The following is a 22,723-nucleotide window of genomic DNA, read 5'->3' on the forward strand; positions in this document are numbered from 1 at the left end:
GCATATATCGGAATGCGGCAGGCATGCGCGCCGATCCCTTGCACCCCGGGCTATCAGGATTCCACGTGCGCGGCTCCGTTGCGTAACGGGGCGATTCCGCAGCCGCAGTGTCAAACAGGCGCGGGCTGGACGACCGTGGTCTCCTCAGTTTGGCAGGGGGCCCGATGGTCTGAACCACAGTGCAGTTATGCGGCTCAGCCGCAGTGTCCGGCAGGCTTTGACACCTCTGTGCCGTCGTCCTGGACCGGCTCAAGTTGGACTCAGCCAGGATGCACCAAAATTACCCCGCCGCCTCCTGTAGTTGTCGATCCAAATCAGGTCTGCACGGCCGTAGCGAATGGCTATAGGATGAGCGATGCAGATAAGACGAATTTTTATAACCAAGACGGGCAAATAACGCAGAACGCCCCGTTCCGAGTCAGTAACCAGTGGAGGGACTGGACCAGCATACCCGGCAAGAACCCTAACTACCCATATGGCGGCGGCTTCAGCGCGGATCGGTATGTGGTTTTCTATGGCGGATTGACCGGCCCGTGGTACTTGTATCAGCTCGCATGCCACCAGAGCAACACGTGGGAAGCGTTCTGCTATGTGAATCGGTCGACGGGGAGCGTCGATAACTTCTGGATCAATCCGACCGGTGCACCCAACGGCCAATGCAACCACTAGGCTCAGTGTTCGACAAATAGAAAGCGCCCGAGAGGGCGCTTTTTCGTTGGAGCCGAAGGCTTGTTATACGCTTACGCTCCGGTCGTGAAGCTGAAGCTTCGAGAGAAAGCTGTCCCGTTCACTGTACCGTTGAGCGTCACGTTGTAGGTGGTGTTGGGCTGCAACGGGGAAGTCGGATAGGCTACAGCTTGGTACTTGCCAACGAGTTTATTCGGATCAGAGTCGGAATTCAGCACCTGAATTGCGACTGCTCCCGAAGATCCGGTTACCGATGCCGATTGCAAAACGATTACGTCGGTGAGGTTCCCCATCACCGTGATTGGCGTGCCCCAACCGGACGAAGACACGCTCGGAGGGGTAGGGACTTCGCCGATGCCACGGTAGGGAACGCCCGTTACGCCATCGCACGGAAACGTCTTCGGGCCACCCTGGAGCGTTTGCGCTTTGGCGCTATACATGCTGACCGATTGCCACGACTCAGTAAATGTGTAGGATCCGGAGGTGGTCTGCGTTTCCGATTCGCCAAAGCCCGCGAGATCAACCGGGAAGGTCGCTACGACGGCGTGATATGCGCCCCCTAAGAGAGAGTCGACAAACTGCTGACCGGCAACAGTAGCGTTGAAATTGGTAGTGAAGACAGCGTTCGCTCCGCTCGCCCCGATTCCGATCACGCCCACTGGAAATCCTGCGGCGACTGCCCGATCTGCATAGGTTGCGCCAGTGTACCCAGCATTGCCCGACACCTCACTATCCGTAACCGCGTTGTTGAGGCCGATGTACTTGGCATGTGCCTGCGCAGCTTGGTCAAGCACGGTGTTTTGCTTGAGCGCGGGAAACCCGCATTGCGTGCGGTACTGATTCAGCATATTCAGCGCCGCGAGCTGCGCGCTGCCGGCCGCATATTGCGGGCTGTCGACCGTGCCCGGGACCGTCGTCGACGGCGTGCCGGGGTTGGACGGATTCGGATTGTTGCCCGTCGAGCCGGTGTTCGTGCTGCCACCATCGCCACCGCCGCCGCATGCGGCGAGCGCGAGCAGCGATGCCGCTGCGAGTGCGGAAAGACTGATGGTCGTGATCTTCTTCATTTGTTGGTCCTCGTATTGTTGTTGGGCTCGCCCACCGCGAACCCTTGATTCCATCCTACCGACGTGGCCGCGAAGTCAAGTCCGCGTGGCCGACGGCCCAGTTTTCGAAATGGCTTGGGCGAGCCAAAAAAACGCCAATTCTAAATTACGGTTAAATTTCATCAGACTTAATGGCGAGTCGGCAAAAAAATCCCGCCATCAGGCGGGAGTCAAGGTCTGCCGTCATCGGGACTTGCGCCGCTTCCAGTGGAATATCCGCAGGCCGATGAACGCCACGCCCAGCAACGCGGTTGATTTATACGGGATTGCCATTGACACGGCGGGGACGGCTGCAGCACCGACGTACATGCAGGTGAGGGCGACCAGCACCTTACCGAACCACGGTTTGGCCAGCATTCCAAGCACCGGCGGAGGCTGACTTCCAACCCAATCGGGATAAGCCTCATTGATCTGCTCGAGCTCGAACGACCCCGCCCTTGTCTCCCGCTGCGCTTGATAGAACCGTTCGTAGCGCTCGAATCGGCCATCGCCGCGGCCGTCGAGCCACGCGGCGTTGCTTTCGGCGACCAGGTAGGCGAGATCGTCCATGTGCCCTCTAGTGAACATAGACCGCTGCCCACGGCAGCGCAGCTTGGACGTCGACGATGACGCGCCCGTCGGCCTCGGAGTAGTACTGCTCGGTTTCGGCGTCATACCATGCGAACTGCGGCCGGCGATCGCCGTTGATCACGATCAGGCTTGCCGGCAAGTCCGGAAGGGCGTGAGGCGCCGCGCAATTATCGTCATTCGCCATTGCGCGTCCTCGCCTTGGTGCTACGTCGCTTCGCGCCAAGCTGTCCCGTGCAGGCGGGGCAATCGAAGCTATGGTGCATTTCGATCTTGGTATCGTTGTTGCTGACGATGTATTCCGTGCGGCAGGTCCGGCACGGTGCGATCGTGAGCCGGTTATCGGCGGCCATCGCCCGCGTAAGGTTGCAGCCGCGGTCGACGGAGATTGCGTGTTGGCCACCGAAGATCTGCTGGTAGACGTCGTTGGTTGCGATCAGCGCTTGCGGTGCGTTGGCGCCTGAAGCGAGCGCCGCGCGGTACAGCCACGTGAAGATCGTGCCGTGCAGGCGATTGGTCGGCGTCTCGACAAACCAGTTGAGCGAGTTCGGCGTGTTGCCGCACGGTGAGCTGGTGCCATGCATTTCGACATACCGTTGGCGCATCGCGTTCTGATTCAGGCGAAACAGGCTGGCGGCCGTGGACGCGCGGCATCCATATGCCATCAGGGCATGTGCGTACGTCTCGTTCTTCTCGCGGGGCAAGCGCAATTCGCTCCAGCCGGCCTTGCCGGGCGCGCTGTTCATCCTGATCGGCGAAGTCGCCATGATCTGGTGCGCCACCATCTCGTCGGTCAGATCACTGGCGGTGAACTGATACCAGAAGGTCGGCGTGTTGAAGCGCCAACGAAACAGCGGCAGTCCGTTCATTCGGCCGAGTGCGATCCGCAGCTTGTAGGTCGGTACGGACGCGAGGTAGGCGACCACCTCGGTCGTAACCCCGAGAAGCGGAGCGGCCAGTACGCTGAGGTGAATGACGCTCGTGACCAGATCAAGGAAGACCCGGTTGTGCTGTTCGACAGAGAACTTCGCGAGCGCGTCCAGCGGGGGAAGCTTGCGCATCAGCTGGTCGACCGCGATGGTCGTGGGGGTGTCGTCGACGAAGCAGCGCCAGTCCTCGACCGACTCGAGGGTCGGCGCGACCATCAGGAACGGCGTGCGCAGTAGGTTGCGCAACGACTCCTCGTTATGTTTGACGTGGTCGATCTCTTTGCGCTCGACGGCGAGGATGTCGTTGAAATCCCCATTCATTTCGAGCAGCCATCTCATCTGATCGACGAGGTCGAAGTTTGTCACCTGGATGCGCTCGGCCAACCAGTTGGGTACGTACAGTCGCTCGATCGAACGGTAGGTCTCGCGCGAGTTTTTCTTGTCCATTTTTCTGAGTCTCTCTTCTACTGCACAACAATAAAGCGTGGCCCGGGCGAAATCAGGCGCGTACGGCCGCCGTCACCTCACCGTGGAACTTGCCGATCAGGTCACTGAAGGCCTGGAACAGCGGCTTGAAGCGGGCCGGGTTTCCGTCTGCTGTCGCGAGCAACTGCGCGCTGTGATAGTCCTGCACGAATGAGCTGAAGGTGTCGATCAGGCCGCGGATCTTCTTTTCGAGCACCTCGCTCGCTTCGATCGCTGCGCGCTGCTCGTTCGCACGTGCCTCGAGGTCAGACAATTCCGCCTTGGCTTGTTGAAGTTGAAGGTCGATGGCCTCGTGTTCGGCGAGCTTGTCCTTTACCGCTTCCTGAAGGCTCGTGTAGGACTCGGGCAGGGTCGGTACCGGCACTTCAGTCTTCACCGGGTTCGCCTTGAGCCTGACGATATCGGCGGTGAGCTGCTCGACCTCGCGCTCTTTGTTGGCGAGCGTCTGTTGTAGCGTCGCGACCTGTTTGCCGGTCGATGCGAGGGAAACCTGCGTCTCCTGGGCTCTCACTTTCTCGCGAGATTGCTCCTGCCGAACGTTGCTGAGTTCGGCCGACAGGCGGTCGATTTCCTTCTGAGCGTCGTCCAGCCGGCCGATGGTGGCATGCAGTTGCGAAGTTGCCTCCTCGATGCTGTTGTCCTTTCCGGCGATTTGGTCTTCCAGCGTCGCGATGAGCTGTTTGACTTCGCTCTTCGTGAGCGTCGGGTCATCGCGCTTCGCTTCGATCACCTTCTCGATGATGTCGTCGCCGATGTGGTTGTGCACCAGCAGCGACATATCGCTGTACGTCAACATTTCGACCGCGCCGATGTTGCTCGAGAACTTGTTGTAGACACGGATGTACAGGCTGACCGACGACTTCGACTTCTGGAACACCTTGGTGAGGAAAGAGTAGACCAGCTCGGCCGCCCGGTTCCTGACCTTCTGGTTGTCGCCTTGCGTGCTGACGAAATGGCCGATGACGGATGCATGGATGTGGGCGAAATTGCCACCGATCCGCATGTGCTCCTGCAGGATCTTGCGCGTCGAGTGGGCGACTTCCTCACTTTCCTGAATGATTGTTCTAATCAGGCTGTCCGGCAGCCCGGTGAACATCTCGCGGGCGGCGGTGGTGAGTTCAAGCTGGTCCGGCACATGCGCGAACGTGGCTTTCAGTTCGAGATCGCCGTCCGCCGACGTGGCATTGTCAGGAACGGTCGGGTTGAAGTTCTCGTCGTCTTCGGGCTTCTTCGGCGGCTTCTTGGACAAAGCGCTCTCCAGTAGAGGTTGGGCCTTCCCTGGCACGGGTTCGGCGGATTGCCGGATCGGGTGACGCCCCGTCCGACGGAATTGAGACCTGGCGGCCTGCACCAGCTTACGCGGCGCTTTTCAGTGCCAAGAAGCGAAAGCTGCACGAAACAATGTGTCTTTCGCCAAATGGCGCGCGTCAGCGATCTGAAACTAGAAGTTACAGACTGTAAGAAAATGTAAACCGGTGGTCATATGTTTACGGATGAATCTGCGGCAACTTTATGGCGGTGAGCCGATAGCGCCGATCCGGTCGGGTCGTCCACGCTCAGGCGGCGCACGACGCTCCACGCGGCCCGCACGTTGATGTTCGGATTTCCGGACTTCGCGTGGCGATCTCGTTGGGTACGCAACCAGTAGCCCAGATCGGGCAGAGTGACGAGCGCAAGCGGCAGGTTGGGGGAGAGCGAGCGGTTGTCGTTCGCGAAGACGCCGAGGCCCTGGACGTTCCAGACGGAGGGCAACGTGCCGCGGAGGAAGGCAACCTTGGCCCGGTTTTGGCTGATCGGCGAGCGCCGTTCCTCGAGCTTGCCGCTCGGCAGGTGGCACACGACCGTATCGGCGCTGCTGCCAGGCGTAATGGTGCCGGCCCAGTTCTTGGTCTCGATCACGAAGATGCCAAACGGCGTGACAACCAGATGGTCGACTTCGGCGGTCGGGAACTCGGTGCCAGGCGCGTGGAGCAGCAGCAGCGCAGTGGGGTGGACGTAGAAGTCGTTGCCGCAGAGCTGCGACAGGACGCGGCGCAGCTCGCCGAGCACGCGCGCCTCGCCAGCATCGCCCGATGCCTGGCTCCTGGTAACCGGGGGAGGCGATTGGCGACGGGGATGGGCCTTCGCGTAGTGCTTGACCAGTGCCCAGACACTGGCGACAACGATGAGAATCCAGAACATTGGGATGCGCCTCGGTTGATGAAGTGACGCGTCCAGTTTGTCTCCGATTTTTCGAAGTCAAGTTCCGGAGAAAGCTATACGATTTTCTGGAGCATTCTCGGTTTTGCCCCACAACCGGTTGCGTTCGGACGGTTCGGCCAAAGCTGTACGCGATTGGCGAGCATTCCGAGTGCACCGTGCGTTGGTGCGGCTTACCCTACTTCTATCACGCGTTTCCGACGCATCGACCTTCCTGAGCCATCCGGCTCTGCCATTTCGCGGCTTGCCCGCGCCTTCCCAGTTAATCGGCCTTGAGCGATTTCGTGTGTTGACCAACGAGGTCGCAGACGAAAGCGCTTTGCGCCGATTTCCTTGCTCGTTCCGAGCATCGAAACCACCGGGCGTTGTCCGGACATTCCCTTGTTCGATTTTCTCTGGAGAGAAACATGTTGAAGTCCCTTTTCAGCGGCGCGTTCAAATCGCCGGTCAAGTTCCTCGCACTGTGCTTGGCGGTCTACATCGCGGCGCACTCGATCATCGTCGCGCTGTTGATGGCGGGTGCTGCGTACAACCACTTCAAGAATGGCGCGAAGAAAGCATCGCATCAGCCCGAGCGTGATAGCGCCGATCGTCACGATGCTGACGAGAGTCCGCGGCACGCGAACCGAAGTGCCGTCGCACCTGTGCATTCCGATGGGAAGGCACCGGTTGCCCCGCAACGTCAGTATGCGAAATCCGCAGTTGTCATCCCCATCAAGGCTTCGTCGAACCAGACGAATGCCCACCATCTGAAAACTGGCACGAAGTAAGTCGCCCCAGTCCGACCGTGCGAAGCAATTCGCATGGTCGTCCTATCTCCCACCGGGAACCACGTTCCCGGTAAGGGGAATGAGGTGCCCGGTTGATATCCGGAGCACGCTCATGAAACCGCAAGTTGCTGGTTGGCAGCTCGACATGTTCGGCGGTGATTCGCCGATTCTCATCACTCCACCCAAACCCGATCCTTTGCCGGATCCCGATCGCTGGGAGCCGCACGTGCGGGAGAAGCTCGCCGAGGCCGTGGTCTTCTTCGCTCTCGACAGCCGGCATAGCGACAACGTCCCCGAGGCGTTGATCGACTGCGCCGAAATGCTGCATCAACGGCTGTGCAACCGGCCGGTCGACAAGGTCGACTACTACGCGACGCTCGGCTGGATCATGGAGCTATGGACCGGGGCGATTCCCTACTCGATCGTCTGCGCACTCGGTCGTGTCCGACCGCGCGCGATGCAGGACGCGATCCGCGATGTTCCGTTGCTCAACTATGACTTCAACCGACTCAATCGCTGGTGCAGCGGTCAGCTTTCGCTGGAGGCGCAATGGGCGGTGTAGCCATGTTCTTCACGCGCGTGCTCGCTCAGGCCTTCCCGGGCAGCCCTCGGGCATCGGTGTCGGCGGTCGAACCGCGCTCGTCAGCATGCGGCAGCGCGAAAGCTGTCGGCACTGGCGCGGACAACGAGACGCTCGTGACGATCGAGGGAGTCATCCATCTGTTCGTCGACGAGGGCGACTGTGTCGTCGAGTTCGTGCCCGCGTTCGATGACGCACCTGGCGACACGATGTTCGGCACGAAGATCCTGCCGGCGCTCGCGCCGCACTGGGCGATGCTGCATCAGCACTCGGTCTCGCTGAAGGACGCGATAGCGACCGCGATCCGCCGCGCAAGCGTGCCGGCGTCTTCTGCTTTGGGAGGCGCTTCAACCGCTGCAGGCTCGGACGGTTGGTCGCCTCGGGCGTTAGATGCGCAGCAACCGGCAACTGACGCCGAAGACGAGCGGCACCACGCAGAGTCCACAAGCGAGTCCAGTAGGTTTCGAACTCATCGTACTCGCAGCGATGACGTGGGCCAATCAGCCGCCGTCAAAGGCCGGATTACCGGCTGGGGAGAAGAGGAGTTTCCCAATCGTCGTCCCGGAAGGGCTTCCACCTACACGTCTTTCGCGCTGCGTCTCGATACGCGTAGCGGCGAGCGTGTTCTGCAGGGAGAAGGCTTGAAAGAGGCGATCAACGAGTGCGGTTGCCGCGTCGGTGAAATCGTCACTGTGAAGCGCCTCCGCAAGATCAAAGTGCCGGCCTTCCGCAAGGAAGACGGCTCCCCCATTCTGAAAAACGGCCAGCAAGTCATGTGGGACAAGTGGCTGTGGTCGATTACCACGTGAAGGAGTTCTAGGTGGCATCTGTTAACAAAGTGATCATCGTCGGCAATCTTGGCGCCGATCCGGAAGTGCGATATCTGCCCAGCGGCGACGCGGTCGCGAACGTTCGCGTCGCGACGACCGATCGCTATAAGGACAAGGCGAGCGGCGACTACAAGGAAATGACCGAGTGGCATCGCATCTCATTCTTCGGCCGATTGGCCGAGATCGTGAGCGAGTACCTGAAAAAGGGCAGCTCGATCTACGTCGAAGGCCGCATCCGCACTCGCAAATGGCAAGGCCAGGACGGGCAGGATCGTTACTCGACCGAGATCGTCGCCGACCAGATGCAGATGCTCGGCGGCCGCAACGGCGGCGGTCGCGGTGACGGCGGTGGCCACGGTGGCGACAACGAGTTCGAGCAGGGCACGCGTCGTCATACAAGCGCCCCGGCCTCACGACAGCCGTCCGGTCAGTCGCCAGCAAACGCTGCGGCGCGTCCGCAACACTCGGCACCCCCGCCGGCTCAGTCGCAGTCGTATGGCGGTGGTGGTGGTTTCGACGAGATGGATGACGACATCCCTTTTTAGTATCAGACCCTAATTAAATCGGTCTGATTCGAAGGGTTTCCCGCAAGGGCTCACCATCCCGATTCTCCCTCCCGTTTTTTCTCACCTATAGCGTGCGACGTGCCTTCGGGCACATCGCACGCCGTCTTCCTTCCCTCCCGCATTTTCCTGTTCCGCTGACGTTGCTGAACCAAGCCGACGCGCCCGCGCGCGGCTTCGTTGAGCAAGCGTTTCTGCGCCTGTCTCAGGCATCGAAAAACCCGCAGTCCAACTGGAGAGATCCGTGAACGTGAAGTGTTTTTGCCTTTCGTCCCGCGCGGGGCTCTGCCTGTCGCGTCGATTCGACGTCCCGTTGGAGCTCGCGGCGGTAGGAAGGTTTGTTGATTCAACAGTGCCTGCTATCCGATGGGTGGCGGATGCACGCGTTTTCGCCGTTGTGCGAACGGAGGACGAATCATGGGAGAGCTGAAGAAGCTGGATCTCGCGGCCATCGACTGGACCAATGTTTTTCCGCATTACATCGACAGCCGATTTTTGAGTGGAAAAGGGCGGTGGTGGACCTGTCCGCTTTGCGATGGCGAGGAGACCTTCCGGATCTTCCCGCCTGAACGAGACCCCAACGGGGGTTGGCATTGCGCCCGCTGCCTGAAGGGTGGAATGGGGGCGACGCTGATCCATGAGGTGACGGGCAAGCCGTATCGCGAGATCTTCTACGAGCTCGAGACCGACAATTACAACGGCGGGATTCCCCCCGCGATGGTGCGCAAGGCGAAGCCTGTCCCGGTCCGGCCCGAAAAAACCGACGAGCAGAAGTGTCGCGACATGCAGGCTGCGTGGGACGGTGCCGCTCCGGTGACGGTCGACTCGCCCGCGTGGACCTACCTTTCGACGCGGATTCCCGGGCTACGGCTCGAGTGGATCGGGCGCGACGTGCGCTGTCACCCTGGGATGGAGTACGTCGACGCCTTTGGCAAAAAGCAGGGGAAGTTTCCCGTGATGCTTCAGCGAGCACGGTCGCAGGCCGGCAAGCCGCGGCGTGTCCATCGCACCTACCTCACGGCCGACGGGGAGAAGGTTCCCTTTCTCACCAAGAATGGGAAATCGCGAGCGAAGTTGGAGATGAGTGCGCCGGCCGGCAGTTTTGGGTCATCGGTGCGGCTTAACACGACGAGGTCTCGCACCCTGGCGCTGGTGGAGGGCGCCGAGACTGGCTTTGCGGTCGTCGCACGGTACGAGAATCGCATCGAAGTCCGCTGCCTGCTGAATTGTGGTGGCCTCGAGCGCGCCGACATCAACTGGGACGATTACGACCACGTGATCATCTACGCCGATCGCGACAAGGTTGACCAACGGCGCGGCGTCAGGCCGGGCGAACATCATGCGCAGCTTCTTGCAGATCGCATTCGTGCGCTTGGCAAGCGCGTCTCGATCGTTAAGTCAGTGGTCGAGGGCGTGGATTTCTGCGACGTATGGAAACTGCAGCACCAGCGGCGGGCCCAAAAGCGTGATCTCGTGCGGGCCAGGCAACTGGCACGCGAAGAATCGCGGAGGCGGAACCTGTCGCGTACCGGCAGTAGCGGAATGTGTGCAGCGATGTGATTTCGACGCCGGCATTCGTCGGCACATTTTTATCTTACCCGGTGGGGATACGTCCCCTCCGGGCCGTATTGCGCCGGGCCACATCACGAGGTGAATGATGGGCGCGTTTCGACTGGTGCTGGATGAGTTTGAAGTGATCGAGGTGACGGCCAGGGTGGCGTCAGAGGGGGCGGCGGACGTTTCCGAAGGTCCGCGCTTCGATGTGATCGACCGGCAGCTCGAAGGCGACGATCGCTATATCCTGCGGGATGAAGCGTTTCAGCCGGCGGTCGATTTTTGCATGGCGTGGCTTGAAGAAAAAGAGAAGAGCCGGACGCACTAAACCTGACGACAAGCGACTTCCCTCGGGAAGTCGCTTTTTTTTTTGCTTAGTCGCCCACGATAACCAGGACGAGAAGGAGGACGACCTTGAAGACTCGCCACGCCCCGGCAGCCCAAAGGGTGCCGATCGCGCCAACAAGAAGAAACAGACTGGCGATGTCGCCCGCGCCATGGTTGTGCATGAAAGCGCCGGCCGTGAAGACCAGCGAGTACACCAAGACCAGAACGAGGCGGCGCAAAACGAAAGGCAATGCCCTGTAGCCGCTGGCGATGGTGGAAGGGAGACCGCCGATGATGCTCATTCGTCACCTTGGCGTTGCGCCGATCTGAGCGCGCCCGCGCAGTAGTAGCCCGCGATCATGAACGCTGCAGCGCACGCGAGAAATAGCGGCGACGTGAGCTTGTCCACGATTTCACCCGTCCGAATCCACCCGATCAGTTCCAGCATTTTCTTCTCCTTTTCTATCGATGCAAGACGCGTCACACGTTTTGAACACCTACCTCGTACTGCAATTCTCTCAGGTCTATGCAAAAAGCAAGCCACGAAAAAACGAGCCGATGGGTTGTCACGCCCATGCCCCCAGCTGATCGTGAAGCGAGTCGTCGAAGCCCGCGCCGTCAAGGCTCCCATCGCCAACACTGAGTACCTGAAACGCGTCGTCGTCGTGGGCGCCGGTCGCGCGCGCTTGCGTGGCCAGGGGTGATGCGGGCGTGACGGGAGGCGCGGCCACTGCAGGCGTTACGATGCGCGCCTGCCCGGTCAATTCCTGACGAAGCGCTGATTCGGCCAATGCTTTGAGGACGGCGGCCCGGCGACGGGCCGACGGACACGTGCGCAACCGCTCGAACAGGAGCGGCGACACGAGCTCGTTGATCGTGATGGTCATCTCGATCTTGTCGCTCATGTCCGCTCCTTATCGGCGTTCGCGAGCGACGCTGGATTCCCCGACCAGCAGGAACCCCCGAACGTTCGCGAGGCACGGTGCGTCAATCACCTCGATGACGACTCGCGGGAACGCTTGACGAATGACGGACGCATAGAGTGCCGCGCCTCCACCGGACAGGATGATCGATCGAACGTTCGCCAGACGGCCGACGTTGTTTTGCATTTCCTTCACGACGCCCGAAATCAACGGCTGCGCTTTCTCGAGATAGGGCGCGAGATCGATGTCGTTCCCGTAGAAGAAGAACGGCGTCTGCTCGCGCAGCGCTTTGTCGATCCGCTCGATGTCCTCGACCGCGTCGCCCTGGTCGCGTGCAATTAACTGGGCGATGCGCTGATAGATCTGCGATGCGCCGCCCGGCATGCCACCGCTGCGCTTGTCATCCATCGCGAAGCCGCTCGCGTATACCCAGTCGGTCGTGAAGTAGCCGACGTCGACGACGAGATGTTCAACGTCCCGGCCAAACCCGCCTTTCCGGTTGCTGGAGGCAAGGACGAGCGAGCCGAGCGGCTGCGGGATCACCATGACCTTGTCGATCTTCACGCGTCCAGCGCCGAAATCCAGCGTGCCGGTGAACCGCTCCATCAACGCGCCCGCGTACTTCTTCAGGTTGTGAACCGGCAGGCCGAGCACCAGGCGTTCGATATGGGTCACGCCGGAAAAGTGGATCGCCCCGAGGAGCAACGCAGCGTAGTTGTTCGTGAGAATGTAGTCGTCCGCCAGCGCGCGGCCGGTGTTGCCGTACGCGGCAGTCAGGGAAACGTCCGGGCCGACCTCGTACTCGACTTGGTCGATCACGATCGTGGCTACTTTGCGGGCCGTCAATACGCTGTCGCCGTATCCGGCGATCGAGCGACTCGCCGCAAGCGGCGCGAGCGACGGAAACATTCCGGAGGCCACGGCGTTGTTCGCGGCACGGTGCGCGTATTTCGTATTGCCGTAACCGACGTCGATAGCGAAGACTGCAGTTTTCAAGGGCGACTCCTTTGGTGTCTGTTTCAGGGAAGGCGAGTGCAACGTCGAACCCCGAGTCGAACTTCGGCACCGTCGCTTCACGAAAGTCCTGGATAAAGTCGGACATTGAGAATGGGCCGTTACCGAAGTCGGACATAGAGTGGGAGATTGCAACGGCGAGCCCTTGAATCTCCCGGATAAAGTCCGAGATTGCGTGATTCAGTCTATCGAGCGGTACGCAAAGTCAAGTTTTGGAAAGCGGCGCACTTCCCGACAGCTTTCGCGCTGCTAAGCGTGACGAAAAGGCCTATTCTGGGCATCACCTACCGCGTCATCGACGCATCGAACCGGAGCGCCTGGCGCTCACACGTCCCTTCTGGCCCCGTTCAGGGCCTCCAACGCAGTGAAATGTCCGGGCCGCACATTGACGCGGCCTTTTTCTGAAGCAAATCAAGTACACAGTGGTCCACCTTGAGGACCCCTGGACAGTGCGATATCCATACGATCGGCGGCGGTTTGCCGCAATGGGACGCAATGAGGACATGTGGACACCGGACACCGGACAGTCCACGCGACCTCATTTGCGTCTACTCACGCCCTTTCAGCGAACGAGCTGGGTGCGTTCAGGAAGCCCGACACACCGCGGCCGACATGAACGTGCTTGGGGGCGGGGGAAGTCTTGCGAACCGGAAAAACCGGTGTCGCGATTCCCTGATTGGAAGAACGAACGGTAGGCGCAGCCGTAACCCAAATGCGCAACAGGAATTGCCCGGCACATAGCCCGGCGCCGGCGACCGCCAGGTTCGTCGACGCCGAGACGCGTGAGCGTCAGGCTGGCAGGGTAGCCACGAAGCTGGACTGGGCGGAGCGAATCCGCGCAGCGCGTCCGACAAGCGGGCGCGAAATGGTCGGCGACCGTTTGCGCGAAGCGCGGACTGCGTCGGTCATTGCAGCGGGATGGACAGTCGGATTGCATGCTCTTCCCATGCAGCGGGCTGATCGGATGGAATCGCTAAAGGACAGGAAGCAGCAAGACCGCGCCGGCGGATTCCGGCGGAGCCATTCGCGCGAGCGAGGGCGAAAGAAGTAGCCGTTGGCGCGTCAGGTAGGGGCGCGCAACGGACGGAAAAGGTGAACGCCTATGGGTCGCCCCGAGCAATCCAGACCGGCTTGTGTCGGCTGACGTGGGGAGCGTTTGCGCGAAGCGATGGCCGCCGGCGGATCACGGACTGATCGCGTCTGCGGAACCGACCGTGGACCGACTGGGCAGCGCAGAGCGGTTCTTGACCGAGCGGCCGCGCATCGTACGATGGGTTCGCGAATGGCGTCGGTACCGATCCTTGGGATCGTGGCCGGCGATTTCGCGGAGCGCGATTGGCGGACGGGCGCATGCGGATGCATGCGGCGCTCCGGATGATCGATTGACGATAGGAAGAGGCGGGCGGGTTGCGCCTGGTGGGAGCGGTATCGACCGCAAGGAGTAATTGGATGGCTGCGATCCTCAACGTTCGGTCTGTTGTGGGACGCTATCGACTGTCGCCCGAGTTTCGCGACGCGTTGCTGGTGCTGTTCGATCAGCATGTCGCCGAGATTCATAGCGCGACGCGGATCAGCAAACGGGCGCTGTCGATCAAGACGCAGGAATATCGGGCGACGGCGATCTGCAAGGCATTCGTCGAACTGCGCGAGGGTGGGTTCGCGCTGCAGACGCCATGGTCGCTGAAGACCAAGCACGTCGAGTACCTCGTTGACCGATGGGTCAAGGATAAGCAGTCGGGCGGCACGATCGAGAACAAGCTCACGTATCTGCGAGCACTCGCCCAATGGCTGGGCAAGGCGAATCTGGTCGGGACGCTCGGCGACTACGTCGATCGCCGTGAAATGGGCCTTGAGCGCAGCTACGTGGCGACGGAAGACAAGTCATGGGCAGTGAACGGAGTGGACGCGGTCGCGAAGATCGAAGAGATCGCGCAAACGTGTCCGTACACCGCGGTGCAACTCAAAATGCAGGCGGCGTTTGGGTTGCGTGTCGAAGAAAGCTTCATGCTGCGCCCGGCAGAAGCGGTGCGCGATCCGCACATGCTCGCAGTGACGCGCGGAACGAAGGGCGGGCGGCCGCGGGAGGTGCCGATCGAGAAGAAGGTCGCGATCCTGGAGGAAGCGGCGCGCTTGAGCAACGGTGTTACGGGATCCACGATTCCGGCCGGACGAACGCTGAAGCAGTGGCGAGACTGGTACTACTACGTGCTCGCGAAGCATGGCGTAACCAAAAGCGGCATCGGCGTGACGAGCCACGGGCTGCGTCACGAATATCTGCAGACGCTCTATGAACAGGTGGCCGAGGTGCCGGCGCCGATCAAGGGTTCGCCGGCACGTCCTGATCCTGCCGCGCATGAGGACGCGAAGCGCCGGGTCGTCGAGGCCGCCGGCCACAGCCGTCCGTCGAAGGCGAACGCGTACCTGTCGACGTTCGCCCGGCAGACGGAGCTGAAGAAACCGTTGCCGAGCGTTGCCGAAGCGAAGGCCGCGCTCGAGGCGGCCGCCGGCAACAAGAGCCACGCTGCGGCGGCGCTGGGGATTTCGAGGCAGGCGCTGTATAGACTGCTTGCGTCGCCGTCGCCACGTAAGTGACGGTCGCAGCGGGTTCTTGTCGGGTTGACGCGGAGGCTGTTGCCGGCGTCGATAGGACGACGCCGCAACATGCAATATCCGTTGCGGATCAGGACGGGTCGAAGGGGAGCGTCAGGACGTCGTAGCTCTCCCGGCGGGAGAGCGGCGCGGCCGGATGCGTTTGTTCCCAGGTGCGGTCCAACTCCGTCCAACGGTCCCATTCGTGTTCAGGCGCGTCTATCCCAGGAGGAAGGGGGCGCGCTTCTTCGTGGTCGCGGCACATTTGGGCGAATGCTTCGGCGGATTCTCTGGTGGCGAACGCGCGTACCGGGTCGCTGCCTTCGCACATCGTGGACGCGTGAACGACGAAAATCTCCTTGTCCGGCACGGGGCCGTTCGCCGACGGCTGTTGCCGGAGTCTCTCTGCAGAGTTGAGGTCGGTCGGGACATCAACCGGGTGTTTCCTATCGACAGCACTCATTCACTTTCTCCCGTTACTGCATCGTCGAACAGGTCGCCAATCGCTCTTCGTGCCCGGCGCGTGGCTGCGACTCTGGCACATCGATGCTCGGCGCCATGGGCAAGGCGGCAGCGCTGACAGAGCACCTTGAGATTGTCGTCGCTGGTGTGCTCGGGCGCATAGGCGATGCGTGCGGAGTCTTCAAAGCAACTGACGTCCGAGCGCCAAACGCGCCGGATCGCAAATGCAGGTCGCGAAGCGGGGGTGCGCCCGCTTGTCGAGGCTAGCGTTAGCCGGAGCATCGGAGAATGAGGCGAGAAATAGTCGGTGTAACGCCTGCTGGAGGAAAGACGGGCTCGGTAAGATAGCCTTGTCTCTCAGGTTCTGGCACAGGCCCTCGGAAATCGCTAGAACCTTCGTTAAGCCGGCGCAAGCCGGCTTTTTTTTGATTCATCGCAGGAAACCGTGGAGGGTTTGAGAGCGATTGCGTAACCTGACGCCTGACTTTAAGGACGTCAGGAGATGCAATTGCTCGATCGCAAGGCACTTCAGGCACTGGGCTGCTGGACGGGTTACCGACTGGAGCGTGTGGAATGGCCGGAAGGCGAAGGCCGCACGCTGTCGCTGTATTTGAAGCCGGTCAGCAAGATCATGTACTGCGAGCAGTGTGGGGCACGTTGCCAGCAGATCCACGAGACGACGGTTCGTCGGGTGCGTGACTTGCCGCTATTCGAATACCGGGTGGTGTTGCATGTGCCTCGTCGCCGGGTCTGGTGCGAACGCTGCGGCGGCCCGCGACTGGAGAAGCTGGCGTGGTTGGGCCGTTACCAGCGAGTGACGGAGCGCTTCGCCAAGGCTTGCGAGAAACTGCTGCAAGCGGCCAGCGTACAGGCGGTGGCGGCCTTCTACGATCTGGGCTGGCACACGGTCAAATCGATCGACAAGATGCGCCTGCGGGCGCGCGTGAGCGAGCCCGATTGGTCAACGATCCGCTATCTGGCGATGGACGAGTTCGCGCTGCATAAAGGTCATCGCTACGCCACGGTGGTGGTCGACCCGATCAGCCGGCAAGTACTCTGGATCGGACCGGGACGCTCGCGTGAGACGGCCCGGGCCTTCTTCGAACAGCTTCCCGAAGGCGCGGCCAAGCGTATCGAAGCGGTCGCGATCGACATGACCACGGCCTATGAACTCGAAATCAGGGAACAGTGTCCGCAGGCGGAAATCGTCTTCGACCTGTACCACGTGGTGGCCAAGTACGGCCGCGAAGTGATCGATCGGGTGCGGGTCGATCAGGCCAATCAACTCCGACATGACAAGCCAGCCCGCAAGGTTCTGAAGTCCAGCCGCTGGCTGTTGCTGCGCAACCGCCACAACCTCAAGCCGGATCAGGCCGTGCACCTGAAGGAATTGCTGGCGGCCAATCAGGCGCTGTTATGCGTCTACGTGTTACGCGACGAGCTCAAGCGGCTCTGGTTCTACCGAAAGCCGGCCTGGGCTCAAAAGGCTTGGGAACAATGGTTCGAGCAGGCTCAGCAAAGTGGGATCGCGGCCCTGCAAAAGTTCGCCGAGCGTCTGCAGGGCTACTGGCACGGCATCGTGACTCGCTGCCGCCATCCGCTCAATACCAGCATCGTTGAAGGCATCAACAACACCATCAAGGTCATCAAGCGTCGAGCTTACGGGTACCGCGACGACGAATACTTCTTCCTTAAGATTCGCGCCGCGTTCCCCGGTAATCCTCGATGAACCTTTTTTTTAGTGCGCCGAGCATGCGCAACAGCTTGGGGGTGTAAGTCCCCTGTCCAGCCTGATGGGGCGAAGGATTAGTGAAACGCAAGGGCGTCGTCGCGAGGCGGGGTCTGAAGGAAGCGTGTAGCAAAGCCATGACCTGACGAACAGAAACCAGATATGAGGCCTACCCGGCCGGACGAGCGAGCTAATGATCGCGAAGTCCCCAACCATCAAGGGCTGGGGTGGTAAATCTGGCAGGTGTGTGGTGAAGGCGGTTGTGCTTACCTCGGGAGGCCTGCCCGGCGTCCTGGAATCAGGACTGAACGGACCGCAAGGGGCGTTGATCGCCGTGCAGGAGTCAGCAGCGGGCATATTAGGGCGGCGACGCCTGAAGGCCCAAACGGAAAGGAGTGGCAAGTAAGCCGGTGAACTCGACATGGGAGCGCAGCAGAAAACGCATCGCGTCCTCGGGGGGCGGAGATAGGGGTGAAGCCCCGAAGGACGACGCTCGAGGGGCTGAACCTATGGCGGCGAACTTCGAGTCTGAAAGCCCGTCGGCTTGCGACCGACTGATGGAAGAAGTCTGCGAAAGGGAGAACCTGAAGCAGGCGTTGAAGCGTGTGAAAGCGAACAAGGGTGCACCGGGCGTGGACGGCATGACGGTTCAGGAATTACCGGCGCACTTGCGTGAGTATTGGCCGTCGATACGGACCACACTGCTGAACGGCACGTACAGACCGCAACCTGTAAGACGCGTCGAGATACCCAAGCCGGATGGGGGCGTGCGCAAGCTCGGCATCCCGTGCGCGCTTGATCGATTCGTTCAACAGGCGGTGTTGCAGGTGCTGCAAAGGCAATGGGACCCGACGTTCTCGGATGCCAGTTACGGCTTCCGTCCGGGGCGCTCGGCGCATCAGGCTGTGGAGCGCGCGCAAAGCCACATTCAAGCGGGCCTGCGCTGGGTTGTGGATTTGGACCTCGAGAAATTCTTCGATCGCGTGAGCCACGACATCCTGATGTCCCGGGTAGCAAAGCGAGTCAGCGACAAGCGAATGCTCAGGCTGATCCGCGCGTTCCTGACGGCGGGCGTGCTGGAAAACGGGCTGGTTGGCGCGACGGACGAAGGTACGCCCCAGGGCGGTCCGCTGTCACCGCTGCTATCCAACCTGATGCTCGACGATCTTGATCGGGAGCTTGAGCGACGCGGACTGCAGTTCGTGCGGTACGCGGACGACTGTAACGTCTACGTGCGGAGTGAACGCGCGGGTCAGCGGGTGATGTTAGGTCTGAAGGCCTTCCTCACCAGCAAACTGAAGCTGAAGGTCAATGAAGCGAAGAGCGCCGTTGCACAGCCGCACACGCGCAAGTTCCTTGGGTTTACGTTCACTGTGCATGCCCAAGCTAGAAGGCGCATTGCGCCCAAGGCTCTGGAACGCTTCAGGGAACGCATCCGGGAACTAACCCAACGCACGCGAGGGACCAGCGTCGACCAGATGATTGGCGAGCTGAAACGATATCTGACCGGGTGGCGGGGCTACTACGGCTTCTGCGAAACGCCCTACGTACTCCACAAACTCGATGAATGGATCCGCCGCCGCCTTCGCTGCTTCTTCTGGAAGCAATGGAGGCGTGGTCGAACCCGATTCGGGGAATTGGTCGCGCGGGGCGTGAACCGCAACCTCGCTGCCCAGACGGCAGGTTCGCCACACGGTGTATGGCGCCTTAGCTGCAGCCCAGCGTTGAACAAGGCGCTGTCGAATCGTTACTTCCTCTCGCTGGGTCTGCCGTCGGTCGGGCCAGTGCCGATCAACTGATCCGAACCGCCGTGTACGGACCCGTACGCACGGTGGTGTGGGAGGGGTCGAGTCGCGAGGCTTGCCCCTATCCCGATTTCAATGCGAGCGCCGCCGAACTCTGCGAACGACTGCGTCGAGTATTGGCTTGATGTGATGCGCGAGCTTCGGGTGCGCATGGAGGAATCGCGCGAGCGGTGGCGATACCTGGTAGTACATTCGGATCGCCCATCGGCCCGGCTTCGTGGTCCGGAGGACATTGTCTCGGAATCCCCTGAGAGCAAGGACTTCCGGTGCGTTGTAGTCGCCATAGACCGCGGACGCGATGAAGCACATGCCGAACCGTTTGAACGTCGCTGCGCAGTACGGACACACGGAGCGCTCAGGCCGCCCGCGATGCGTGATGATCCGGGGGACCATTTTCTTCTTGCATGCAATGCATTCGACGCGATCATCGCGATGTTGCGAGGCGGACGCTCGCGATTGCCTTTCGACGATTCGCACTTTGGCCGCGCGCGGACCTCGATTGTTCGTAGTGGCGTCGAATTCGACGATGTCACCGTCGCGTGGCGCCTCGGCTCCGATGACGTCGCTGACGTGAAAGAAATAGTCAGTGGCTGCTTCCCCGTGGATAAAGCCGTGGCCCTTATCCTTCGAGAACCACTTTATTGTTCCTCGCATGGTTCTGATTTTGTAGTTGGTCGAGTACGTAATGATATCCGTCCGGCGCCTGATAGCCCGACATGTCGCGGCCTTCGCCTGCTACCAACGGTCACGGTCCGGCATGGCGTCGACCGCGATCGCGATCCGGTCTTCAAACAGAAAATCTCGATGCTCGTTCGGCGAATGGATTTTCGGGAACTGAACGTAGTCCCGGCCGTCGACCTCGATCCACTTCGCCAGCTGGACGAGCTTTCGATATCGTGCCGCGTCTTCGAGCACGGGTGCGATCGGCCACGTGTCTACGGTGACGACGGTAGCATCGACCAGGCGCTGCGCCAGCATCTTGAAGATCGGACCGATCTCGTCCCAGTCCCCTTCTACGCGGGACAACATGTCGAGCACCAACTGCGTATCGCAGGCGCCGAGCTCTCTCTCGATCAGGTTTCGTAGGTCCTCAGCCGTTGCCTTCGGGCGGCTCAAGCGTCGGTTCCATGTTTCGGCGCATCGGTCTTTCGCGGCCGCTTCGTCATCGCCGATCGCTTCCCACGGCGTCGACATGCCGCAACCAGTGCAGTAGATGCAGACCAGGGGCTCGGTCCGAGGCGCCTCGGGTGGGCGAGCTTGTACGTCACCGATGCGTGGTGGGCCGCCGAAGCGGCCGAACTGGCTAAAGTCGAATAGGCGGTTGTCATCGCCATCAACGAGTCGCTGCGATCGGCCGACGGTCGGCCGGCCGCCGCAGTGCTCACATGGATAGAGCTGTTCGATCATTTGTCGGAAGGTTGTAAGTTTCTCGTCGCCGGCATTATTGCTGTTTTTGCAGCGCGGCAATACCGAGAAAAGCGCGAATATTCCTTCCGGTTATTTCTCACCAGTCTGAGTTAATCGCGTGAAGCTCGCAGTTCCGCAATGCGAATAAGGGACAGGAGCGAGTCGGTCGACGTGTTGGATGTGTGGCTTGATTCGGAGGATGCGACGACGATTTGCCCGGAATCGGTAGGAAATACTCGTCGCGCGGATTGCGGATCGTCAACGAACCAGAAATGCCATGCCCGCGCGTAATGCCACCAGGTGCCGGCGCGTTCCAGTTCGTCCCACGACGCGCGGAACTCGAGGATGGCGCCGAAGTTCGTGAAGGCTGCGCATCGCAGTCCGCGAGCGTCTGTCACCGCGACGGCGAGCTGCCGCCCACCGGAGAAAGAGTCGGGGTGGCGGCATGCCATGGAGAGGGCGGGAAACTGCGGCCCCCACTGATCGGTGCGGGAGACCGCGCGATGGAGGAAAAGCGACTTGCCGTGCATAGGAGGCGTCCAGGCTAAGAGGATGCATTCATCTTGCCGGCCGCACGACGATGTCAAGGTCCAGCCCTTCGCCGCGCAATGGGAGGGAACCGGACATCGGCCAGCTGAAATCGGTCGATATCCCACTCCACTGCCTGGATGCCGCGCGCGGTGCGAAGGCGTTGCTTTTCCCGCTTGCGAGCCTCGTACTCGGTCAGGCCATTCATCCCATAGACCTCGATGTGGGTTGGTTCCGCGGTGTCCGTTAGGACGAAGTCCGGCAGCATGTCGGTGCCCTCGTTTAGCCGGATCGGCTTGTCGAAGGCGCGGCCTTCGGCAACGAGCCGATTTGCCATAGCGACTTCGTGGATCGAATCGCACGTGATGTACGTGGACGAGCAAAGCATTGCGGCGAGATCGACCACGATGTGATGGCCCTTGGACGTGCGCTCGATCAGGAGAATCGTGACGACTCGCGCGGCACGGTCGCCGAGCGCGCGTAGCGCGTGGCCGTATCGCTTCTCCGCGAGGGCGATCAAACCGGAGCTGCAGTAGTACGGCTTCTTGCTCTGGCGCAAAGTGATCGACCGGCCGTAGGGCGTCGTGCCGATTTCTGAGATCTCGCCGACGACCAGGCCGCGATGGTTCGTTCCATCTCGCTGGCCGACGCGGCCAAGGAAGGCATCGAATTCGGCGTTGATCGCAACGCGATCAGCCTCCTGGAAACGACGCATGACGTGCAGCACCTGCTCGGCGGGCTCGCCGTTGATCACGGCGTCACCGAGCTCGGAGAGGACGCGCGCATTGCAGACACCCCAGTTCCGCGTCCCCTCTGCGCGAGACCAGCGATTGAGGCCGGCGACGTTCCAGAGCGCCTGCAGGAAGCCTAGAAGAGGGGCCGCGCGGCGTGAGGTTGTCGGACCGCTAGCTTGCCGGGCGGACTTGGAGGCGGTGCGGACCGTGCGCTGAGTGAGGGCAACGTCGAGCTTTGCGCGCAAGCCCGCGGCGGTCGCGACGATGCCCGGCAGGGTTTTGCCGGCCTCGTTTTCGCCTTCGTTCGGTGCCTTGTGAAACGAACACGATTGGGCGTCGTGCATCGGCCCTTCATCCGGCCACCCAGCGAGGTGCAGCAGACTGCCGTATCGGCGGATCTGGAGGCGGAGAGGGCGCGCAGCACCCAGGCAAAGGCACTGCGCGTAACCCGGATTGATCTTCGCGCGCTCGAGCTGGCGTACAAAAGCAGCCGGGTGCTCTTGGACATCATTAAGCGGCACGGTAAGGCCGGAGAAGAAGACGTTGTTCATCGGGTTTCCTCATTGGTGCCGGGTGCCGTAACTCCGACCCTGGCCCCGCCCTTGTATTCGCGTCCGGTTGCCTTTTCGGTGAGGAACCACTCCCCGCTCGATAGGAGCGTCACGTGGCAAAACGGATAGCGCTGCTCCATAGCGACTTTTTCGTCTTCGTCGCGTCGTATTCTCCCGCCTTCGCGCCGGCGTAACAGGCGAGAGTACGTCCAGCAGATCGCGAGGAAGACCGCGACTGCACAGCCGCTGATCACCTTGTTGTCGACACTGAGCCTTGCGAAGATCGCCGCAAGGGTGAGGATCATCAGTGGAATCGGAATGAACAGGTTCATGGCAGGTGGATTGAGCGGTCGGATCTATCACCGGCAGTGCTGGTGTTCCAG

Annotated in this window: 25 protein-coding genes; 9 read left to right on the forward strand and 16 right to left on the reverse strand. The window is 61.2% G+C overall.

What is annotated here, in order from left to right:
• Positions 1-740 precede the first annotated feature (740 nt).
• From ACTJLD_RS25635 to ACTJLD_RS25660, 6 genes are all read right to left on the reverse strand, one after another.
• A complete protein-coding gene (locus ACTJLD_RS25635) occupies positions 741-1,754 on the reverse strand; it encodes a CAP domain-containing protein (RefSeq protein ID WP_151062639.1) in 1,014 nt (337 codons plus the stop codon).
• Between the two features lie 222 nt (positions 1,755-1,976).
• On the reverse strand, positions 1,977-2,342 hold the full coding sequence (locus tag ACTJLD_RS25640; protein WP_151062638.1) for a hypothetical protein: 366 nt from the start codon (positions 2,340-2,342) through the stop codon (positions 1,977-1,979).
• Between the two features lie 7 nt (positions 2,343-2,349).
• The gene (locus ACTJLD_RS25645; RefSeq protein ID WP_062911812.1) at positions 2,350-2,547 is read right to left on the reverse strand and encodes a hypothetical protein; all 198 of its coding nucleotides are present in this window, start codon (positions 2,545-2,547) and stop codon (positions 2,350-2,352) included.
• Positions 2,537-3,736, reverse strand: a complete 1,200-nt coding sequence (locus ACTJLD_RS25650) for a FlhC family transcriptional regulator (RefSeq protein ID WP_062911813.1) — start codon at positions 3,734-3,736, stop codon at positions 2,537-2,539. The genes ACTJLD_RS25645 and ACTJLD_RS25650 overlap by 11 nt, the downstream gene beginning before the upstream one ends.
• 52 nt (positions 3,737-3,788) lie before the next feature.
• A complete protein-coding gene (locus tag ACTJLD_RS25655; protein ID WP_062911814.1) occupies positions 3,789-5,024 on the reverse strand; it encodes a hypothetical protein in 1,236 nt (411 codons plus the stop codon).
• A 230-nt stretch (positions 5,025-5,254) separates the two neighbouring features.
• A complete protein-coding gene (locus ACTJLD_RS25660; protein ID WP_151062636.1) occupies positions 5,255-5,956 on the reverse strand; it encodes a nuclease-related domain-containing protein in 702 nt (233 codons plus the stop codon).
• Positions 5,957-6,381: 425 nt separating this feature from the next.
• Here ACTJLD_RS25660 and ACTJLD_RS25665 point away from each other — a divergent pair, with 425 nt between their 5' ends.
• The 6 genes from ACTJLD_RS25665 to ACTJLD_RS25690 all read left to right on the forward strand — a co-directional run bounded on the left by ACTJLD_RS25665 (position 6,382) and on the right by ACTJLD_RS25690 (position 10,599).
• Positions 6,382-6,744: a hypothetical protein gene (locus tag ACTJLD_RS25665; RefSeq protein WP_062911816.1), complete on the forward strand. Its 363-nt coding sequence runs from the start codon at positions 6,382-6,384 to the stop codon at positions 6,742-6,744.
• 112 nt (positions 6,745-6,856) lie between these two features.
• Positions 6,857-7,306, forward strand: a complete 450-nt coding sequence (locus ACTJLD_RS25670) for a hypothetical protein (RefSeq protein WP_062911817.1) — start codon at positions 6,857-6,859, stop codon at positions 7,304-7,306.
• On the forward strand, positions 7,294-8,133 hold the full coding sequence (locus ACTJLD_RS25675; RefSeq protein WP_151062635.1) for a hypothetical protein: 840 nt from the start codon (positions 7,294-7,296) through the stop codon (positions 8,131-8,133). Before ACTJLD_RS25670 ends, ACTJLD_RS25675 begins: the two co-directional genes overlap by 13 nt.
• Before the next feature lie 11 nt (positions 8,134-8,144).
• On the forward strand, positions 8,145-8,699 hold the full coding sequence (locus tag ACTJLD_RS25680; RefSeq protein ID WP_151062634.1) for a single-stranded DNA-binding protein: 555 nt from the start codon (positions 8,145-8,147) through the stop codon (positions 8,697-8,699).
• A 435-nt stretch (positions 8,700-9,134) separates the two neighbouring features.
• Positions 9,135-10,277: a DUF7146 domain-containing protein gene (locus tag ACTJLD_RS25685; RefSeq protein WP_151062632.1), complete on the forward strand. Its 1,143-nt coding sequence runs from the start codon at positions 9,135-9,137 to the stop codon at positions 10,275-10,277.
• Between the two features lie 94 nt (positions 10,278-10,371).
• Positions 10,372-10,599 carry a hypothetical protein gene (locus tag ACTJLD_RS25690; protein ID WP_211195073.1) on the forward strand — a complete coding sequence of 76 codons (228 nt, stop codon included), beginning with the start codon at positions 10,372-10,374 and terminating at the stop codon, positions 10,597-10,599.
• A 46-nt stretch (positions 10,600-10,645) separates the two neighbouring features.
• On the opposite strand, the gene ACTJLD_RS25695 is transcribed toward ACTJLD_RS25690, so the two are convergent.
• The 4 genes from ACTJLD_RS25695 to ACTJLD_RS25710 all read right to left on the reverse strand — a co-directional run bounded on the left by ACTJLD_RS25695 (position 10,646) and on the right by ACTJLD_RS25710 (position 12,517).
• Positions 10,646-10,900, reverse strand: coding sequence for a hypothetical protein (locus ACTJLD_RS25695; protein ID WP_062911821.1), 255 nt, complete (start codon positions 10,898-10,900; stop codon positions 10,646-10,648).
• Complete coding sequence (locus ACTJLD_RS25700; RefSeq protein ID WP_170297405.1) at positions 10,897-11,046, reverse strand: hypothetical protein; 150 nt, start codon at positions 11,044-11,046, stop codon at positions 10,897-10,899. The genes ACTJLD_RS25695 and ACTJLD_RS25700 overlap by 4 nt, the downstream gene beginning before the upstream one ends.
• 118 nt (positions 11,047-11,164) lie before the next feature.
• The gene (locus ACTJLD_RS25705) at positions 11,165-11,503 is read right to left on the reverse strand and encodes a hypothetical protein (RefSeq protein WP_062911822.1); all 339 of its coding nucleotides are present in this window, start codon (positions 11,501-11,503) and stop codon (positions 11,165-11,167) included.
• 9 nt (positions 11,504-11,512) lie between these two features.
• On the reverse strand, positions 11,513-12,517 hold the full coding sequence (locus ACTJLD_RS25710) for a PRTRC system protein D (RefSeq protein ID WP_062911823.1): 1,005 nt from the start codon (positions 12,515-12,517) through the stop codon (positions 11,513-11,515).
• A 1,467-nt stretch (positions 12,518-13,984) separates the two neighbouring features.
• Here ACTJLD_RS25710 and ACTJLD_RS25715 point away from each other — a divergent pair.
• A complete protein-coding gene (locus tag ACTJLD_RS25715) occupies positions 13,985-15,127 on the forward strand; it encodes an integrase domain-containing protein (RefSeq protein ID WP_151062631.1) in 1,143 nt (380 codons plus the stop codon).
• An 88-nt stretch (positions 15,128-15,215) separates the two neighbouring features.
• On the opposite strand, the gene ACTJLD_RS25720 is transcribed toward ACTJLD_RS25715, so the two are convergent.
• Complete coding sequence (locus tag ACTJLD_RS25720; protein WP_151062630.1) at positions 15,216-15,587, reverse strand: hypothetical protein; 372 nt, start codon at positions 15,585-15,587, stop codon at positions 15,216-15,218.
• A gap of 507 nt (positions 15,588-16,094) precedes the next feature.
• On the opposite strand from ACTJLD_RS25720, the gene ACTJLD_RS25725 reads away from it, so the two are divergent.
• Positions 16,095-17,315, forward strand: coding sequence for an ISL3 family transposase (locus ACTJLD_RS25725; RefSeq protein WP_044844244.1), 1,221 nt, complete (start codon positions 16,095-16,097; stop codon positions 17,313-17,315).
• A gap of 509 nt (positions 17,316-17,824) precedes the next feature.
• Entirely contained in the window at positions 17,825-19,114 is a 1,290-nt protein-coding gene (gene ltrA / locus ACTJLD_RS25730; protein WP_170297404.1) for a group II intron reverse transcriptase/maturase, read from the forward strand.
• A gap of 78 nt (positions 19,115-19,192) precedes the next feature.
• Here ltrA and ACTJLD_RS25735 read toward each other — a convergent pair whose 3' ends face one another.
• The 5 genes from ACTJLD_RS25735 to ACTJLD_RS25755 form a co-directional block, all read right to left on the reverse strand.
• A complete protein-coding gene (locus ACTJLD_RS25735) occupies positions 19,193-19,774 on the reverse strand; it encodes a cold shock domain-containing protein (RefSeq protein WP_151062628.1) in 582 nt (193 codons plus the stop codon).
• An 81-nt stretch (positions 19,775-19,855) separates the two neighbouring features.
• On the reverse strand, positions 19,856-20,527 hold the full coding sequence (locus ACTJLD_RS25740; RefSeq protein ID WP_151062627.1) for a Lar family restriction alleviation protein: 672 nt from the start codon (positions 20,525-20,527) through the stop codon (positions 19,856-19,858).
• A gap of 110 nt (positions 20,528-20,637) precedes the next feature.
• Positions 20,638-21,057, reverse strand: coding sequence for a hypothetical protein (locus tag ACTJLD_RS25745; protein ID WP_151062626.1), 420 nt, complete (start codon positions 21,055-21,057; stop codon positions 20,638-20,640).
• Between the two features lie 53 nt (positions 21,058-21,110).
• The gene (locus ACTJLD_RS25750; protein WP_151062625.1) at positions 21,111-22,340 is read right to left on the reverse strand and encodes a DUF1173 family protein; all 1,230 of its coding nucleotides are present in this window, start codon (positions 22,338-22,340) and stop codon (positions 21,111-21,113) included.
• Complete coding sequence (locus tag ACTJLD_RS25755; RefSeq protein WP_151062624.1) at positions 22,337-22,672, reverse strand: hypothetical protein; 336 nt, start codon at positions 22,670-22,672, stop codon at positions 22,337-22,339. Before ACTJLD_RS25755 ends, ACTJLD_RS25750 begins: the two co-directional genes overlap by 4 nt.
• Between the last annotated feature and the right edge of the window lie 51 nt (positions 22,673-22,723).

This window comes from Burkholderia sp. 22088 (genome assembly GCF_052045915.1).
GTDB lineage: Bacteria > Pseudomonadota > Gammaproteobacteria > Burkholderiales > Burkholderiaceae > Burkholderia > Burkholderia cepacia.